Annotated in this window: 18 protein-coding genes; 11 read left to right on the forward strand and 7 right to left on the reverse strand. The window is 63.7% G+C overall.

All coding sequences use genetic code 11. The features are described from left to right. Window positions 1-606 precede the first annotated feature (606 nt). The 7 genes from VGC13_RS04340 to VGC13_RS04370 all read left to right on the forward strand — a co-directional run bounded on the left by VGC13_RS04340 (window position 607) and on the right by VGC13_RS04370 (window position 7,118). Window positions 607-1,827: a hypothetical protein gene (locus VGC13_RS04340; protein ID WP_331123983.1), complete on the forward strand. Its 1,221-nt coding sequence runs from the start codon at window positions 607-609 to the stop codon at window positions 1,825-1,827. Between the two features lie 10 nt (window positions 1,828-1,837). Beyond that, window positions 1,838-2,215 carry a hypothetical protein gene (locus VGC13_RS04345; protein WP_331123984.1) on the forward strand — a complete coding sequence of 126 codons (378 nt, stop codon included), beginning with the start codon at window positions 1,838-1,840 and terminating at the stop codon, window positions 2,213-2,215. A 26-nt stretch (window positions 2,216-2,241) separates the two neighbouring features. Further along, complete coding sequence (locus VGC13_RS04350; RefSeq protein WP_331123985.1) at window positions 2,242-2,940, forward strand: hypothetical protein; 699 nt, start codon at window positions 2,242-2,244, stop codon at window positions 2,938-2,940. A 629-nt stretch (window positions 2,941-3,569) separates the two neighbouring features. Beyond that, window positions 3,570-4,721, forward strand: a complete 1,152-nt coding sequence (locus VGC13_RS04355) for a hypothetical protein (RefSeq protein WP_331123986.1) — start codon at window positions 3,570-3,572, stop codon at window positions 4,719-4,721. A gap of 17 nt (window positions 4,722-4,738) precedes the next feature. Then, complete coding sequence (locus VGC13_RS04360) at window positions 4,739-5,092, forward strand: hypothetical protein (RefSeq protein ID WP_331123987.1); 354 nt, start codon at window positions 4,739-4,741, stop codon at window positions 5,090-5,092. A gap of 67 nt (window positions 5,093-5,159) precedes the next feature. Next, complete coding sequence (locus VGC13_RS04365) at window positions 5,160-5,855, forward strand: hypothetical protein (protein ID WP_331123988.1); 696 nt, start codon at window positions 5,160-5,162, stop codon at window positions 5,853-5,855. Window positions 5,856-6,188: 333 nt separating this feature from the next. Beyond that, complete coding sequence (locus tag VGC13_RS04370) at window positions 6,189-7,118, forward strand: tetratricopeptide repeat protein (RefSeq protein ID WP_331123989.1); 930 nt, start codon at window positions 6,189-6,191, stop codon at window positions 7,116-7,118. Between the two features lie 851 nt (window positions 7,119-7,969). On the opposite strand, the gene VGC13_RS04375 is transcribed toward VGC13_RS04370, so the two are convergent. After that, window positions 7,970-8,953: a hypothetical protein gene (locus VGC13_RS04375; RefSeq protein WP_331123990.1), complete on the reverse strand. Its 984-nt coding sequence runs from the start codon at window positions 8,951-8,953 to the stop codon at window positions 7,970-7,972. A gap of 31 nt (window positions 8,954-8,984) precedes the next feature. Next, window positions 8,985-10,007: a hypothetical protein gene (locus tag VGC13_RS04380; RefSeq protein ID WP_331123991.1), complete on the reverse strand. Its 1,023-nt coding sequence runs from the start codon at window positions 10,005-10,007 to the stop codon at window positions 8,985-8,987. A gap of 351 nt (window positions 10,008-10,358) precedes the next feature. Between VGC13_RS04380 and VGC13_RS04385 the strand changes: the two genes are divergently transcribed. Continuing rightward, on the forward strand, window positions 10,359-10,625 hold the full coding sequence (locus VGC13_RS04385) for a hypothetical protein (RefSeq protein ID WP_331123992.1): 267 nt from the start codon (window positions 10,359-10,361) through the stop codon (window positions 10,623-10,625). Window positions 10,626-10,768: 143 nt separating this feature from the next. On the opposite strand, the gene VGC13_RS04390 is transcribed toward VGC13_RS04385, so the two are convergent. The 4 genes from VGC13_RS04390 to VGC13_RS04405 form a co-directional block, all read right to left on the reverse strand. Continuing rightward, window positions 10,769-10,981 (reverse strand): hypothetical protein, encoded by a 213-nt coding sequence (locus VGC13_RS04390; protein WP_331123993.1) that lies wholly within the window; start codon window positions 10,979-10,981, stop codon window positions 10,769-10,771. Window positions 10,982-11,607: 626 nt separating this feature from the next. Further along, on the reverse strand, window positions 11,608-12,048 hold the full coding sequence (locus VGC13_RS04395) for a hypothetical protein (protein ID WP_331123994.1): 441 nt from the start codon (window positions 12,046-12,048) through the stop codon (window positions 11,608-11,610). Between the two features lie 77 nt (window positions 12,049-12,125). Continuing rightward, window positions 12,126-13,805 carry a recombinase family protein gene (locus VGC13_RS04400; RefSeq protein WP_331123995.1) on the reverse strand — a complete coding sequence of 560 codons (1,680 nt, stop codon included), beginning with the start codon at window positions 13,803-13,805 and terminating at the stop codon, window positions 12,126-12,128. After that, entirely contained in the window at window positions 13,798-13,974 is a 177-nt protein-coding gene (locus VGC13_RS04405) for a hypothetical protein (RefSeq protein WP_331123996.1), read from the reverse strand. Before VGC13_RS04405 ends, VGC13_RS04400 begins: the two co-directional genes overlap by 8 nt. A 293-nt stretch (window positions 13,975-14,267) precedes the next feature. Between VGC13_RS04405 and VGC13_RS04410 the strand changes: the two genes are divergently transcribed. The 3 genes from VGC13_RS04410 to VGC13_RS04420 all read left to right on the forward strand — a co-directional run bounded on the left by VGC13_RS04410 (window position 14,268) and on the right by VGC13_RS04420 (window position 16,335). Next, window positions 14,268-14,534 (forward strand): hypothetical protein, encoded by a 267-nt coding sequence (locus VGC13_RS04410; RefSeq protein ID WP_331123997.1) that lies wholly within the window; start codon window positions 14,268-14,270, stop codon window positions 14,532-14,534. A 119-nt stretch (window positions 14,535-14,653) separates the two neighbouring features. After that, complete coding sequence (locus VGC13_RS04415; protein WP_331123998.1) at window positions 14,654-15,073, forward strand: hypothetical protein; 420 nt, start codon at window positions 14,654-14,656, stop codon at window positions 15,071-15,073. Between the two features lie 38 nt (window positions 15,074-15,111). Continuing rightward, entirely contained in the window at window positions 15,112-16,335 is a 1,224-nt protein-coding gene (locus VGC13_RS04420) for a tyrosine-type recombinase/integrase (RefSeq protein WP_331123999.1), read from the forward strand. 107 nt (window positions 16,336-16,442) lie between these two features. Here the strand turns inward: VGC13_RS04420 and VGC13_RS04425 are convergent, their stop codons facing one another. Continuing rightward, window positions 16,443-17,342 carry a lantibiotic dehydratase C-terminal domain-containing protein gene (locus VGC13_RS04425; protein WP_414682978.1) on the reverse strand — a complete coding sequence of 300 codons (900 nt, stop codon included), beginning with the start codon at window positions 17,340-17,342 and terminating at the stop codon, window positions 16,443-16,445. Between the last annotated feature and the right edge of the window lie 47 nt (window positions 17,343-17,389).

A 17,389-nucleotide genomic window follows, 5' to 3' on the forward strand; every position in this document is an offset into this window, starting at 1 on the left:
TTGTGTATGGCGCCCACGCGGCGGAAAGCCGCCCAGCATGCGACGACCGGTACAGGCGATTGCCTTCGCCTCGCCGGCTACGAATCTATTGCGTTGGCTTATCTGCTTCATTAATCTGCGGCAGATTAAGGCTTCTTTTCTTCATCAGTCCTACATAGCTCAATGCCGACCCTCCGCCACACTCTCCCAGCTTGCGCTCGCCTGCTCCTACTGCCTGTCCTTCTGCTCCTTCCAGATGCGCTTCGGGCTCAAGATCCTATTCAGCGGGTCATTGTTGACCTGCGTTCCGGAGCTGTTCGCGGGCAAGTCCCTTTCGATGAGCGTTTTTTCCTCGTCGGACGGAATCTTCCTGGAGCCCTGACAGTCGAGGGCCGTTACAAGGAACTCAAGAATGAACTGCCTTCGTGCACCGGCAGCGACAAGTGGCAAACCTCGGTTCCGCCATGGACACGAGCTCCTGCCGATTCATTCTATCTCGAGTTGCCGCTGCTACGCCCGGATCGCTTCTATCTCTTCTGCATCCGGACGACTAGCGCGCCGGTCGGCGAAGACTCGGTTGCGTTCGTGCGACGAGTGCAGCGGAACATAGACAACGTCCTGCGTCCGATGAACCTGAGCAATGATCTGGACAACGCACAAGTTCGCGCGCTTCAGACCGAACTGGTGAACGCCCTGCCGGCCGCGCCACCAGGTGGCGACATCGACCGCAAGCAGTCGTCGATCTTTGATCTTTCACAACCACTTGCCCAGACTCAGGCGCAACTGCAGACCAGGGACTTGGCGGACGCTCATGGCAAACGAACGGATGCAATCGGGAACGTCAGCCGCGCCGCCTCCCAAGCGGAGGCACGGCTGGCTGACGTCGGCAGAGACTATGCGAACGAGCTCCGCACGCTGGCCGCGAGCCTCCGTAACCCAATTTCGGACGTCGGTGAACCTGCAACACGTCATACTCTAGGCGCTGACGCGGCACGGCTTCTCGCTCAGGAGAGCCCTCCGGACTTCTTCGAGCGGATTGCAGGAGGCCAAGTAACGTTAACGGATGAGGGAACGATCAGTCCGCTCGTTCCGTTCGCGGTCGGGGAAATGTGGGACAGCAGCGAAGTGGATGTCCCGTTGCGGAATCTGGCCGCAACCCAGGAACGCCTCGCCGCACTCAGAACACTCGCCTCCGTCGCAGCAGCAAACCCGCGAGCAGTTTCGGACAGGAGCCGACGGATGCCCCAGCTCGTCGCAGCGCTCGACATACTGCGTTCCGAGCTTTCAGACGTCCAGCGATACTATGGGAGCCTGCAGCAGTCACTGGTCAACCGGAAGCAGGTAATTTCGTCGGTCGCGACGAACGTAGTCCTGAAGCAACGGACCGATGCTCCCCTTATTGGAAGCTCGATCGAAACCTCGCTGGATTTGCGGAGTCGACGGTATTTCACTGCCGACGTCGGGCTTCTGTATGCGTTCTTGGTTGAGGAAGGAATTCCATACCTGGGAGTGAACTACTACCCCAGGGCGCTGAACCGACGTGTTCCGCAGTCGGTCCTGAACTCCTGGGATCGGTCGCTCGGCTTCATGGCAGGATTAACGCTTGGCTCGCTCGCGAAAGAGGGGGAGCGAGACGATCTGTTCGGCAGCACCTCCGGAGTGCTTGGAGTCGGCTTTCGTTTCGCCGATGTGCTCCGGGTGTCGGGCGGGGGCGTTTTCCTCCGCGACCTGGACAATTCTGCCACCGAAGAAGAGTCGCACTTGTCAGTGGCCCCATTCCTGTCGCTATCATTCGACTGGGACGCACGTGGGGCGCTCGGCAAACTCGGAGACGTCCTGTCGAAGTAGGATATAGAAAATGAGCATCAATCAATCGCGCCAGCCCACGGGTCCAGCTGGTACCTTGGCACTTCCGCAGGACATCACGATCAAGCTGCATCTCTTCGGGACGCTAGGCGAGGGGCGCGCACGCGTGCGCTTCTCGTTTACCCCTCCACCAGAAGAGAACCCAGCACCACAAGAGAACGATTTGCACTTTCAAGGAAACGAAGGCCAGATGGTGAAGACGATTACCAAGGACGTCGCGGTTAGAAGCAGCCCGGCCGAGTCGTCACATGATTTCCGTATTGTCCGCGGGAACGGACGCCGTGTGGCTATCGCGCCCGTCTACATCACCGTTTTCGGACCGGATCGAGGCATTGAGTTCATCACAAGAATCACCCTCTCGGTCGCGTGAGTCACATGCGAGTTCGAAACTGGATGTTGTACGCATCGCTGGCGCTCTCCAGCGGCTGCCTTTACAACGATGATCCCAACATCCCTCCTGACCGTGCATTGACCTCACTCGAGGTTACTCCGGCGATCGCTCTCGCAGACGGCTCGACGTCGATACGGATCACGGCGACGGTTCCTCTTGGCCGCCCCGAGGATCGTCCATCCGTCAAGTTCACAACGACAGCCGGTGTTTTCACTGAGAGTGGCACGCGAGAACTGACACTCCCAGCGATCAATGGAACAGCCACCGCTTTCCTGCGGGCGCCCACCAGCCCATCGCTGGCCCGGCTGCGCGTGAGCGTCGATCCCGACATCCTCACGGACTCTGTCACGTTCTCTGTCGCGCGGCCGCAGTCGATCACTGTCGAGCCCTCAACGTTCGCTGTGCCGGCAGGCATTCAGAACGAGGTACGGATCTCCGCCCAGCTCCGTCGTTCGGGTGGTGTGGTTTCACGCGGCACACCCGTCAGTTTTTCAGCAGTGATGGCTGGAACGACAACACCAATCGGCCAGTTTGGTCTTCCGTCCACATCGGATTCCACTAGCACCGCTAGTGTACGTTTCTCCGCAGGCAACACCCCCTTCCGGGGAACGGTCCGCATCATCGCTGAAACACAGGGAGACAACGGCCCTATCCGCGGCGAAGCGCCACTTGAGATCATCGACGAACCGGAAGACGATCAGTGAACGTGCGTTCTCACCAAGCTCCGTTGCCGCAAACCAGGGGCGGCTACTTGGCCGTCCCTTGTGCCGGACTCCGGTTTATCGGTTGTAGGCAAAGCAGAAGCCCCGGGATTCGCGCCGAGGTCAACTACCAGAATCGAATGCACGGGAGGGAACGCCGCCTTCGCCTTGGTGAATTACGTAAATCTTGCGATCCGGTATCTATAAACCTTGACAAATGCGAAGCGAAGCGAAATGGGGCGGCGCGCACCGGAATGGGGCACTTGTGCCACGGTCGTTGCAATCTGCAACGGGTGGCTTGGACTGGTTGCCTGGGAGCCAATGGCGTGCTATGTCGCTACGGAGGAATTCGTTAGGTTAGATCGTGACATCCAGATCGGGACTGGCTTGGAAGATGCGACGGGAAATGCGAGGCTTAGGCGGGCGACGCAGTTCCTGTTGACCACCGGACGGACGTTGCCGCCGGCCACGAAAGTGGTAAACGTATGCATCAGCGCACCGGGCACGGATACTTCCGACCGAAGGAATGGTGGAGCGGGCACTCCGCTCCACGCGCGCTCAATTGGCGGAAGAGGTTCGAAACGAAACCACGACCGCCGTCGTACGGGTGCCCGTCTCCCGGCAGTGCAGACGTGATCGCGGGAGAGCCATTCGATCACCTCGCCTGTTTCTCCCACGGTGATGAAGATCTCCCACGGGATGCAGATAGGGTTACGATCGACATGCCTGCGGTATTCTCGTTCGTGAGAGAGCCCCAGCTCGCGACCCGGAGCATCCGGCGCATCGCAGCGGCTGCTCTCGCCGGCGCTGCGGAGATCGAGATTGAGCTGGGCGGTCTGGAGCACGTAGACACGTGTGCGGCCTCGACGATGCTGGCTGTGCTCGAAGAGGCCGGAAACCGCGGATCTAAGATCACTCTGCGCTTGCCGCACACTGAGAGACTCCTCCCGTCGCTCGCAGCTGCTGGAGCGTCCCGAATGGTTGCTGCCGAGGACCGGACCAAGTTGCCGAAGCCCTCTCTCTTTCCTCTGCATCGTGGTCGGCGCGCGCCGGAGTGGGACAAGAAGAAGGCTCAGAAGGCTGCGGGGATCGACGGAGAACGAATCTACGACAGATTAGCGGCTTGGCTGGAGGAACACGGCAGAGGAACGCCGAGCGCGGAATTCAGCAAATCGTTCGGTCACGGCTTTGGAGAAGCCATGACGAACGCAGCGACACACTCGGATTCGGATTGGTGGATCTCCGAGCACGTAGAGAACGGGACGGGTGGGGCTCCGATCCTCCATGTGACCGTCTTCAACTTCGGACAGAGCATCGCGTCGACCATCCAAGCAGCCCCCCGCGGGTTCCCGACACTTGAGGACTACGAACTCCTAATTGCCGAGCACGAGCGGCGTGACGGGTTCGACACCTCATGGACAAAAGCCGATCTTCTGACCCTGCTCGCGATCCAGGATGGCAGTACCGCCTTCGAGGATGAACGAGGCGTTGGAACCCTGCGTGGCTTGGAACTGTTTGAATACATCCTCGCTCAAGCTCCTGAGGGCAACCCGAGGATGTGCTGGATCTCGGGTACCACCCGGGTGCTCCTCGACGGACGATACACGTTGCAGGAGAGTCGGCTGGAGCGTCGGCGTACAGCAAAACGCCGTGATATTGCTTTCAATGCGGCGAAGGACTTGCGTGACCGGCCCGATCCTTCGGCCGTCACAAACCTGGGGTGTGAGTTCCCAGGCACACTGTTGACCCTGCAGTTCGCCGTGTGCGACTGCTTTCTACAATAAGACGTGAGGTAAAAGCCATGACCACCGCCACCGCCGTCCGCATCGAACTCGATTCCATTCTCGATGCCATCGTTGGTCCCCAGCGGCTCCTAGCGGGTGATCTAACCGGCGAAGATGCACGCCGGGAGGCCCAGTTGGATTATCATGATCTTCAGGATTATCCGGTGGAAATCGTGATCCCAGCACGGGTGATTTCGGTGAATTCTTCCTTCCTCCGTGGCTTCATCCGGCCTTCTATCTTTCGCTTGGGCGAGGATCGCTTCCGTGAGAAGTACAGCTTCACGGGACCGGATTTCAGTGCCGAGATTGAGGACGAGATCGGGCGAGCCGTCCTTCAGTTGCAGCGAGCTGAGTCACGCGCGGCCGCATGAGCCAAGCCGTGTCCCCCTACTGCCCAGGCACACGGGGCTCTGTCGAGCAGCCTCACCATGGCCGCCCATGGTGACGCTGCTCGAGCTTGCACCGCTACTGAGTTCGATTGCAGCATCCATCAGTGCCATCGCTGCGTTCAGCGCAGTGCGACTGAATCGGAGAGCTCAGAAAGAACTCAGGGAGACTAAGGAAGCGGAGCGGCTCGCATCACTGTACAAACATGTCGTGATGGATCACGTACAGGACTACCTGCGCGAATTCCGCACGACAACGGTGGAGATGCTTGCCGCGGGCATCGGCGATCTGTCCCAGATGATAGCTTCGAATACGCAGATCGGCCCGATTAAAGCGAGGAGCACCCGGTTGATCAAAGAGCTTAAAGAGAACTGGGAGGTGACAGGCTCCGCATTGCTGGCAGGAGCAGAGCCATTCGACTCACGTGTGTACGATGCGCTGGAAGCCGCCATTGAAGAGGTCACTGACGAAGTAACAGGGCTGATCGTCCAGCATGTCGGAGCACTCGAAGAGGAAAGCGGGGCTGAACCCCGTATCTCGATCAAGGATTTCAGAAGGGCGATCCAGAAGCACACCGTGCGAATCAACAGTGTGATGATCGATAACCATCCCACGGTACCGCGTCGGCCAGAACGGGCGCTTCCCGCAGCACTCCCACCTGTCAAGCCTGCGGCCGCTCTGCCGCCGGCCGCATCACCTAGTGGAAGCCGTGCGCTCCCAAGCGGCCGCTCTTCCAAGAAGAACTAGGTGCCGCCATGTCCATCTGTTTTCCGTTCATCGCTCGGGAAGAAACATTCGCATCGAGGTACTTTTATGCCAGCGTTTGATCGTGGGAACCGTCGTCGGCGCGCGAGTGGGGGAGCTCGGACCCTGTCCACGCAGACAACGCAACTGCTCCACGAACTCCTGAATGGGCTTCGCGTTAGCATTGCTTCGCTCCAAGAGAACGACAGCAGATGTGTAGGCGTGCTGCCGAAGCGCTCACGGGGTGGGGACGAGGAAATTGCGCGTCTGTCGAGAGCAGTCGTCGGCGCGATGAGGCATGGAGACCGGACCGGGGCCGCCCACGCATGTATTCAGTTGGCGGATTGGACCGAGGAGAAGCTGGAACTCGATCTGGCGATTTCCTACGCGAGGGTCGCGATAGACTTGGATCCCTCCAGTGCAGTCGCTGCCTATAAGGCCGGCCGACTGGCCCGGCGGCTCGCTGTTTACGAAGAAGCAGAACGGCTTTTCAAAGCCGCCATCGAGCGAGGTCGGGCAGCACTGGACTGGGAAACAGTTTCCCGCGCCTACGCCGGGTTGGGACGTTCTCAGGAACAGCAAGGGGAGTTCGAGGATGCTGAGGCATCGCACATGCGCAGCTTGGCGACTGCACTAGACCACGGGCTTCGTGAACTTCAGAGCGATGGCTACCACAGCCTCGCCGTAGTTGCGTTTGAGCGTGACAAGACCGACGAGGGAGTGTCGTACGCCCGCAAAGCGTTGGATGCGTGCGGCGCCCGAAAGGACCGTATCGCGCAATTGGCGCATGATCTCGCGTATGTCTGGCTGATTCGCGAAAGCACCCCAGAACGAGTACTGTCCATCTTCAACGAAGTTTTGCAGGTTGTCGAAGAGCCCGTTCGTCGCCTGGTGGTGCTCGCCAACATCGCCCACAGCTATGGAAAGCTCGGAGATTCTGCCAAGTTCGATGGAATTACGAGCCATGTAGAAGCCTTGCTTGGTGCAACCTCTGCATTCGGGGAAAACCACGCTCAGGCACTGTTGGACCTCGGTTATGGTGCCGCAGCACTCGGACGCGATCAGCAGGCGCGAAGGTATGCAGAACGGTCACACGCCATCGCCCAGAAGCGCAAAGAACTCTTTGTAGTCGCAAAGGCCGAAGATTTTCTTCAGGAACTCCCCAGAGTCGGGCCTGATACGAATACATTCGTTCGTGTTGGCGCTTTGTTCAATGAGCGTCGCATTGACGACCTTGTATATGAGATAATGGAAGCCCTCCGATAGCCTTCCAATGGACCGCACTGGAAAAGGGGAGGGGGTGGCCTGACGATCAGCCACCCCCTCCCCTCATTCCAACCAACCGTCAGCGATTCAGGTCCAGCCTTCTACGGTCACTGTAGAATCCTGTCCTTGAGGTCCCGATGAGGGGGCCGTCTGGTCCTCATCCCCTGTAAAATTGTTCGGGCCCAGGTAACCGCCCAAAGCAGGATTACTGCGCTCGGCCGACACGGGTGGCTCCATCGGGTTACGTTCGCACGCCCCGGAGAGAGCGATCAGCACGAGCAAGCAGACACAGGCGCCCGCGCGGCGCATTGAGGCTGGTACAGTCATCATTGTGGCTCCACAGGAGGAAAGGAAGAAGTCGAACATGATGCCATGATCGGGGTGGCGCGCACTACCCAGTGTGCAGCGTTACTCGCATCTGCTCCTCCATTTGGGGTGTGGGGGTGAAAGCTGGTTACGGGTTGAGACGTCACCGAGGGGTTTGTGAGGTGACGGCTCGCTCTAAGCAACCTTTATACCAAAAAACACACTGTTCACGACAGTTATGTAAGTCGTTGTTGTTTCTTATCTCCGGAGATTTTGCACACCTGAGCAGGTAGGTCCGAAAAGCCCCAAGGTGGGGCGTTTCCGCCTCGAAATGGGGCGGGAATACCTTTGGTTCTCATTTGATCGGATTTCACTACATTCACGCTCCCCCAGTTCGTGTGGTGCGAGCACGCTTCAGTAGTGACGTGGGGAAAATGATGGGTCTAGATTCGCGTTTTGATTATTGCACAGCACGGCCCGACATAACTCGTAAGTGCCTTCGAAGATATAGAGGAGGGGCTCACGCCTGATGAGCCCGCCTTCAGTCAGGTTTTCGGAAGTCGGTACGCCAGCGGCCGGTGCGATTCACGGCAGCCGCGGGCTGTGAGCTCCCGTTTTAAGCCCAGCAACTCACTGGGCAATAGCGCCGACGCCCTCAAGGCATACCGTCTCAGCGGCGAGAACTTCCAATCCGCGTGCGACCACGGCACCTGGCGCCCAGCAAAGGCGCGGGCGATCATCTCCGCCACGGATTGGGGTTCCTGGCCCGAGCGACCCCTGAACTCCGTTTGCGCAGGCGCTTGTCGGCGGTGCCCGGACGGAGATAGCGCCGCTTTCCACTGCGGCATCGGACTCAAGCCATTCGCAGCATGCACCGCCAGGCCGGCGGGAGCCCCAGCCTGCGAAAGCAGCGGCGTCGAGAGCACCGTCCGAGCCCCTGCCCTGATGGCGCCCCGAGCCAAACGCGTGACATCCCCCTGGTCCTCCTGCCGGAGATCGCGGACCGATCGCCACAGCCGTCCGATTGGCGGATCCGGCAGCCCGCTTCTGCTCAGCGCCACCAGTTCCCGATCGGGCTTCGCAAAGGCCAGCTGAATCTCCGGGACGGTCAGCACCGCGTCCTCAACTGCGCCCAGAAAGACGAGGATGGCCTGCTGGGGGCCGAAGCGATCCACGCAGTCGCCTGGAGGCATCTGCGTCACCCTCAGCAGGCGCGCATGCGAGTAGAACCTGAACGCCGACCGCAGCTTTTGGGCACGCTCCAGATCCTGCGCGACCGCAACAACCTCCAGGGGCAGCGGCGCGTCCCGCCGCCTCTTCAGGCGCATGCGCTGCGCGATTTCCAGGGCCGCCTGCAACCCAGACGGGCGACCATCCACAGCTGACCCCGGGCAGAGGTCCACGAACACCGCCACGCGGGCCGGCTCCCAACTCCGCCGGAGCACCCGGGCCGCCCACCGCGCCAGGTACCGCCGCACCAGCCAGGCTTTCCGCGCCTCGAACGCGGCCTGCCCCTCGAGCGGCGGCAAGGGCGGGGGCGCAGCGGCTACATCGTCGGGTTCAACGGCGCGCCTCCGACCACCACGCACCCGTGGTCGCACAGCTCGCTGCGCCCGCTTCTCCCGCGTTCCCTCGAGCGGACTCTTCCGCCTCAGCCGCCCCGGCTCCTTCCCGCGCTGACGCCGCGGCGGCCGACGCGCCGCTCCGGTCGGAAGCGGGTGCCGCGCTGTTCTCCAACTCCGGGTCAGCGGCCGGTCGCGGGGCGGTTCTCGGTTCTGCGGCCGTAGCTTCCGCGGACTCTGAGGCCGCAGCGGCCTCCGCGTTGGCCAGCGGCCACTCGTGGAGTGCCGCCTCCCCCTCCAGGTCCGGACGCAGAAATCCGCCCCTGTCCTGCACCAGACCGGCGCCCGTCGGCGTCCGCCACGCGACCAGCTCGGCGACCGCCTTCCGCACGGCCGTCCTCCCCATGCCGCTCACCAGACCGAGCCTCTCCCGGAGCAGGTCCAGCTCGCGCGGCAGCGGCCCCGCGCCCGGGTCTGTAATCTGCGCGCGCGCCCACGCCGCCCACGCCACGCACAGGTGCCTCTCCGCCGCACCCGGCAGCCGGCCCCATCCGCCCCCGTAGACGAACCTGCCCGGGAAGCGCACGTGGCGCTCGCCATCCGCCGCGAAAGCCTGGGCAGCGACGCGCACCAGCGCGCGCCGGCGCACGTCGCGTGGTGCGATCTGCTCGACCTCCACGCGGACGAGCTCCAGGGCCGCCAGGTCCCCGAGCGCCGTAGTGACCGTGTCCTTGTCGAGCCCGGCCAGGCGCGCCAGCCGTCGATACGGGAGGGAGGCCGTTCCGGTCCACCCCGCCACGGCGCCGTCCTGCTCCGGCCACGCGTGCAGCGCCAGCACCGGCAGCAGCGCGCCGGCGGCGCCGCCCCCGCGTTTCCGGCGGCCGCCGGCCGTCCATAGCGCCGCCCACGTGCTGTCCTCGACCAGGCGCACGGGGCAGCGCCAGAACCGCGTCCGGAACGCGGCCCGGTCGGCCTCGTTGAACTCGTATTCACGGGGGACCGAGACCTTCGGATGTGCCATCTCGCGTGCGCGCGAGCGCGTGCGTGGGGATTCGCTATTCGGGACGATATTCCACGGACAACCTTTACAGCAGGGATCAGAATACGTCTGGTTGGATGTGTGAGGAAGAGGCGTCGCCGGTCGGAGACGCCCGCGGGGTGCGCCGCTTCGCCGCGGTGCCGCCCGAACGTCCTATACTTGGGAAGATCGAACGGTCGACCGCGGCGCAACATGCGCCGAGTTCACTCACACGAGGGTCAACGGAGGCGAGATGATCGAAATACTGCCGGAAGCACAGGCGCGCGGTGACGCCTCCGCCGCAACATCTACCGTCCCGCAGATCCTGCGGGACTGTTGGCAGGGAGCCTGACGATGCGGCATGGAGATGGGCTGGACTCGTACCGCCAGGACGCGTCCTTCCTGCTGAAACGGCTCAGGAGCGACGACCCGGAGATTTCCCGGAAGGCTGCGGAGGCTTTCGCGAAGCTGCCCTGGATGGACCCGCCGACTGTTGAGCAGGCGCTCTCCATTCGTGACCGCATCCAGCGTAAGCATGCGCTCGATGCGGTTGCCATTGGTGAGGGATGCGGCTCGTGGGAGAAGCTGGTCCGGACCAGAGGCGCGCGCCCCGCGCCATAGAGGCGCGCGCCGCGGGCTGGACCGACGTCCGGGTCCCGTCGGCGCTGCAGCGTGGAGCAATCGCGCCGAGGAGCGCCTGGGAACGGGTTCCTCGGACGCCCCTCCGCGATCCGGCCAGGAGGAAACGGGCGCCACCGACTACATCAGCTTCCCGGGGACGGCGCCGAAGGCGGGGCGAACTCGGTTTCCTCCGGGGCCATCTCGCCGCTCATCCCGGCCGCCGCCGTGATGGACGTGCCCTCGCGCAGCCGGCCGGTGACGCGGACGGTTTCACCATCCGACATGCTGAGGGCGATCTGCGTCGCCTGGCCCGAGTAGGTCAGCTGGTACAACGAGTCGCCGTCGGACCTCAGCACGGCAAATGCGTATTCCGTATCGCCGCGCATCTCGCAATGTGGCCCCCCCCTGGATCGTGCCGGTCAGTGTCGTCATCGTCTTCTCTCCCGTGTTCGCTTGCGATCTCACGCGGGGCACGTGAGCCCGCCGCCTGTGATTGCGCCCACGGCGGACCGCCATCTCCGCCGCGCACGCCGCCGCCCCCACAGATCGGACGTACCGGCGGCACCGACAGTGACGGCGGCCCCAAGCGCTCGAGCGGCTAAAGTCGATTCTGATCCGCTGGGTCCGGGCGTTCGGCTCGCCGGCCGCGCCGCGCCGCCGCAGGGAGGGGTCAGAACAGAAAAGGCTGACGCAGGATCAGAAGGCCGGATGCGGAGGCAGGGACGGGGGTAGGAAGGGCCGCGATGCAGCTTGGACCGCGTGGAGGAGGAGCTGGCGGGGCTGGACGCGAACGAGGGGCGGCTGCGGCACGCGCTGGAGCGCGAGGTCTGGCTCGCCGCGGTTAGGCACGCGGCAACGGCGCAGGTCAGGACCAGAACCCGGCTCACGCCGGTGGGAGATCGGAAGCAGAGCTCGATAGAACACTGGCGGGTATACACGAGCACAGGAGAAAAACGGACGCGTTGTCGGTACCCCCAAGCGCTTATCCGGTGGAGTCCTTGCGGTTCGAGGCCGCTGATCGCCGGGCATTTGGCTTCTCATAGGTCTTGAACCTTCGCAACGCCTCGTGCCCGTGCTTCAAAACCCAAATCAGCACACGGCTTGAGAAATGGAAAGGGCGGCCCACCGCCGCCCCAGCTTCTTTGTGAGTCGCCCCACGCGCGAGTTCCAAGAGCACACGCGCCGCAAGGATCCCGTCTCGCGTGCAGTCGGGGCCCGGCTCACAGATCGCCAACTCCTGCAGCATTGGAAGTGCGTCCGCCGAAACGAAGCGTTTGAGCGTCTTCCGGTGCGATCCGCGGCGAACAAAGTCGTTTATCTCTGCCTCGATAACAAGCACCACAGTGCTCCTTCCCTCAATTTCTACGTCCGCGCGGTACTCCAGTTTTATGTCTTGAACGATCTTCCCAGGAAAGTCATTCATGGCTTAAAAATTCTCAGCAGGGTTGGGGGTGATACCGGGTGCATCGGCCAGTGGACACGAAGTGACGCTGTGCGGAGCTAGAGAGCGCGGATCTTCATGAAGATCCGCGGGCCGGTAGCATCCACTTCAATGCGAGGGCAAAGGTCGGCGATGAGTTCGTTCCGGGCCTGTATATCGCCCTCGGCGAAAACGGCCTGGATGCGTCCCGCGAGATCCGGGATGCGATTGACCTGTTCCAGGATGCGGAGGACGTCCGCCTCTTCCTCCCTGAGGCGTGCGACTGCCTCCTCCAGTTCTGTGACCCGCGAGCTGAGTTGGTTGGCGATCACGGCGTTCGCGACGGCAGCCTCCCCGCCCAAGTGGTGGCCCATCTGCAGCGCGTTGCGCATGTGGGTGCGGGTCGTCGCCAACTCTTCTTCAGCCTTCTCGATTCGGACGGCGTTGCTTCCCGCCCGTATCAGCCCGAGACGACGATCGAGGTCACTTCGTACAAGCTGCTCCAGGTCTCGGTTGTGGAGCAGGTCGGCCAGTACGTAGAGCACGCTCCGCTCTACGTCCGGCGCCGGCAGGCTTCGGGTGGGGTTCGGACACTGGCCTCCGAACGCAACCGGCGTGTGATGGGTATGCCGGTAGTAGCCGTACCGCTTCCCACTCTTGTACTCACGGACCTCTTGTCCATGGTACGTAGCCCCGCACAGCTGGCACCTCAACAGACTGCTCAAGAGGTACTTGGGGCTTGTGGCGTGGCGCCTACGCCATAGCTCACGGGTGCCGTCGAGGATTCGCTGCACCTCGTTGAAGACCTCTCGAGTGACCGGCGGATCCGGGATGAAGTCCGTATACCGGATCGGCTTCCAGTCGGCCGCCAGCGCCTCCGAAGCCGGAACGGGCTCCGAAGCCTTGTCTGGGTGTCGAAAGCCGTCCGCGTCTTCCAAGCGGCCCCAGACGTAATCACCGCAATACGCCTCGTGGCGGGCAATCGCGAGCACGGTTCCGCCGGTCCATTGGACGCCCGGTGTAGGCCTGGGGAAGTGACGCGCGTTCAGGATTCCTGCCACGACCGCGGTGCCACTCCCTCGACGGATCAGGTCGAAGATCAGCTTAATGGCCTCAATCCGCTGGTCCGCGACGAAGCGGAGCCGGACATGGCATCCTTCGATGTACAGCCGCTCTCCGGGAGGTATGACCCGGATGAACGTCTTGCTGGCATTCGCGAGCCAGCGCTCGCACGCATAGGGTGGCTGAGTGCCGGGGAAGAAGCCGGCGATAAAGCGTTGCCGACGGCCCACCCGCACCTTCTCCCGCAGTTCCTTGATCTCGGTAGAACTGCTCGCGCTCTCGAGAATGTTCATCACGAACTGGCCGAGGTCTTCGGCCTTCATCCCTTGGCGCAAGTCGATGTGCCGCTCCTGATTGCAGTAGACGAGCGGAATACCATGCTTCTCGAACCAGAACTCCCAGTGGACATGCTCGCGGGGGTCTTTCCACCTCCCGGTTCGCGGTCTGGCTTTGACGTACACACGCTCGAACGGCGCGTCTCCGCTCTCGACCGCTTTCACCAGCCGTTCCCATTCTTTGCGGTTGGTCGATTGGCCGCGCACATGGTTTTCGGTGAAGCGAAACATCGGGTCGTCAGGGATCATGAAGCCATCTTTCGCGGCGCGTTGCCGAGTGATGGCGTACTGCGCTTCCACGCCCTCCGCGTAATCGCGGGACTGCCGCTCCAAGCTGGCTGCGTAGCGGATACGCTCAGTCATCCAATCCCGCCTTTCCGTCCGGCACGGATGCAAGCGTCGGCCCCGGCGTCGGACGCGGGGAAGACCGATTGGCTAGCGAATCCGTCGCCTCGATCAGGTCGGCCAAGCGTGTGGCGATCCGTACGCGCGGCGCTCTCTCGGACAGGCGCTCGATGATCACTTCGAGCATGGTCAGATTCCCCTCCCAAACTCACCCGCGGCATCCGGCGGACGCTCACACGCAAGGGTGAGGCTGTCTGAGCGGACGGTTTAGCGGCACCGGCAGCAGGCTCTGATCTCATTTCAGCACTTCACTTCGGTTGGAGGGTTGATACCGGTGCCGGAGCAGATGCTCATCGCTCGCGACCCGAACCAGCCCTCCTTTCTTCTGTCCCCCAAAACAACAGGCTCGTCGCCGCCGGGAGGTGTCCCCGCTGCGTCGAGCCTTTTCAACACCTCCCTGCAAACGGATCGAAAGAGACGATGGCAAAGCCGAAGAAGCCCGTGAAGAAGCCCACGCAGCGCGCGCTGACTGTGGCAGCGACGTATCAGTCTGGCGTCGCCAAGCTGCTGGAGCTGATGGCGGAGGAGATGGGGGAGGGCGGCCGCGCGGCGCGGCTGGCCAGCAAGGCCCGGATGGCCGGCGACCCGGAGCTGCGCGCGCTCGTAGATCGCCTGCAGGGCTGGCGCGACGAGGACTTCGCGAGGTGGCAAAGGGACATGGCCGAGCCGCCGAAACCGCCCCGCTGACGCGCCGGCGCGTGCCGCGGCCCGCGCCGGCGCCCCGGGCGCCGCGCCCACCGGTTCCACCAATCCACACCTGCCAACCGCGCCTGACCCCTCGGTCAGGCGCTCAGCACGAAAAGACGATGACGATCGCTTCTGCCGCGTCCGGCTCAGCCGGCGCGGCATTCGTACTCCCGGACCTTCCGAAGGGGCTGGAGCCCTGGATGGCGGCCTGGATAGGCCGTGCCGAAGAGGAGAACCGCGTGCTGCGAGAGAATGGCGCGGAAGCCGCCGCCGCCGGGCGGTGCCGCCTCCTCGTCCAGTTCGTGGAAGCAGCCCGTGAATGGCTGGACGCCGAGGTCGACGTGGCCGAGGCGGCCGAGGTGACCGGGCGATGCGAGGAGACAGTGCGGCGCGCACTCCGCGCCGGCGCGCTGCCGGACCGGCGGCCGGCCGGGCGCGGGCGCCATCTCGTCCGCCGCGGCGACCTGCCCGCGCTCACGCGCGGGTACGACCCGGCCGCGGACGCAGTCCGACTCGCGGGCCGGCGGGGTGCCCTGTGACCCCGGCGCATGCGGCCTCGGCCGCGCGGGAGCGGAGCATGGCCACGCAGAAGCGCTCAGGGGCGAAGCGGAAGAAGTGCTGGAGCCAGTCGATCGGTGAGTACAAGCTCACCGTACGCGTTTACGAGCTGTACCCGGGCAGCAACCTGTACCGCTCCGTCTGGATCACGAGCCCGGGAAAGAAGAGCGGCAAGGAAGACAAGAAGTCGCTGGGGCACAAGGACCGCGACCGCGCCGTCCGCGAGGCGTACGAGCTGATCGCGCACCTGCGCTCGACCAGCGACGGCGTGCGCCAGGGCGAGATCACGCTCGGCGCGCTGAAGGCGCGGTACCTGGCCGGCCGGAAGCACGCGGCCAAGGCGGAGCGCACCCGGAAGGAAGACGAGCGAAAGCTCGAACGTGTCGTGGCCTTCCTGGGCGCGACGAAGCGCGCCTCCTCGCTCGACGAGGAGGCGGTGCTGGAATACGTGGAAGCGCGGCGGCGCGGCGATCCGTCGTTGCTCTACGTCGCCCGGCGCGGGAGCGCCGGCGTGCGGGACGGCACCATCTGGGCCGACCTGGTGGCGCTGCACACGATGCTGCGCTGGGGCTGCGTCACGAAAAACAAGGCAGGCGTCACGCTCCTCGCGTCCGATCCGCTCAAGGGGATCGAGTTCCCGCGGGAGCTGAACCCGCGGCAGCCGATCGTCACGCACGACGACGTCGAGCGGCTCCTTCAGGCCGCCGACACTGTCCATCCCTTGCTGCGCCCCGCGCTGATCGTCGGCGAAGGTACCGGCCGCCGCAACGGCGCCTGGCGGCAGCTGCGCTGGTGCGACATCCACTTCGACCGGGAGGAGTTCGGGGCGATCCAGTGGCCCGGTGAGACGGATAAGGGCAAGACCGCGCTCTATCGGCCGTTCAGCCCGGCGGTGCGCGATGCACTGCTCTCGATCCGGCCGGAGCGGCCGGACCCGGACTGGGCGGTGTTTCCGTCGAGCGTGGATCCGCGCAGACCGGTCAACAAGAAGACGATGTGGGATTGGATGGAGAAGGCGTTCGCGGCGGCCGGCCTTCCCCGCGAGCCCGGCGGGATGTGGCACACGCTTCGTCGAAAGTGGGTAAGCGAGCGCAAAGGCTATCCGCTCGTCGACATCGCCGCCGCGGGCGGCTGGAAGGATGATCGCTCGCTCAAAAGTTACATGCAGGAGGATCCGGAGACGGTCCGCAAAGTGGTGCTGGAACCGACGCATCGGCTGAGGAAGCGGGGCGGAACCGAGTAGAAGGACGCGCTGAACGGCGCAAGTTTTATAGTGGCGCCCGCCGGCCAGCAGTGCCGGCGATTACGCCTGGTTTCCGAACTGCCTCCGGATCTTACGGTAGCCTACGCCTACCGGCGCCCCCACAACGCCCGCCAGAACTCCGGCTCCGCGGTCGCAAGCTCTTGGGCGGCGCGCGAGAGGATCTGCCCCAGGTACAACTCCTCGGGATTCAGCAGCCCCAGCCGGTTAGCCGTCATGTGCAATTGGCTGGCGGCGATGATCCACCACGCCCCCCTCTCCTCGCGGCGGGTACTGCGCGCGAGCCGGCGTGCACCCTGTGCCAAAACCGGTGACAATCCGCCTTTCAGGGTCCCGTCCGCTGCGACGAGTGCCTTCAACTCATGCCGAAGCAACTGGGTATGCACCGCCCGCTGGCGCTCGAAGGCCTCGTCACCGCGCTGGATAAAACGTGCTGTCCACTCGCCCGTGAATAGCCGGCTGGCATAGCCCAGCAGATCCATGAACGCCACCTGGTCCTTCGCGAATCCCCATGCTTGATCGATCCAGAGGCGGCTCGCGATGACCAGCCGCTGCCCTGCGGCGCCCCCAGGGTCGGCCGAGACGAAGCGGAGAGCCTCGTCGCTGGAGATGGTGAAATACTCCAGCGAGTGCCGGAACAGCATGGGGCCGCCGTACCGTTCCACCTCGAAGAACACCGGGAACTCCCGGATGCTGTTGTCGGGGTGGACCTCGTCCGCCGCTCCTCCCGAAAGCGGGTCGGATGCCGCTATGCCAGCGTTCCGCCAGAGGATCGTCTCCGCGGAAACGGACTTGGTCGACGGCTCCCGCCTGAAGAACTCTGACGCTGCCCACTGGACCTTTGCCTCTACGAGTTCATCCCTTCCGGGAGCGGGCCGTACCCGCAATCGGATGTGCGGGCCGCCCAGATCGTAGCGCACAAAGTAGAAGCTGGTGATGTCGCCGTCGGCCTTGAGCGACGTTACGGTGGGTCGCACCACCTCCGCCACCAGCCGCTCCCGAGCGGCGTGATAGAACAAATGCCACGCACGCCAAG

The sequence above is a fragment of the Longimicrobium sp. genome (assembly GCF_036399255.1).
In the GTDB taxonomy this organism is placed as follows: Bacteria; Gemmatimonadota; Gemmatimonadetes; order Longimicrobiales; family Longimicrobiaceae; genus Longimicrobium.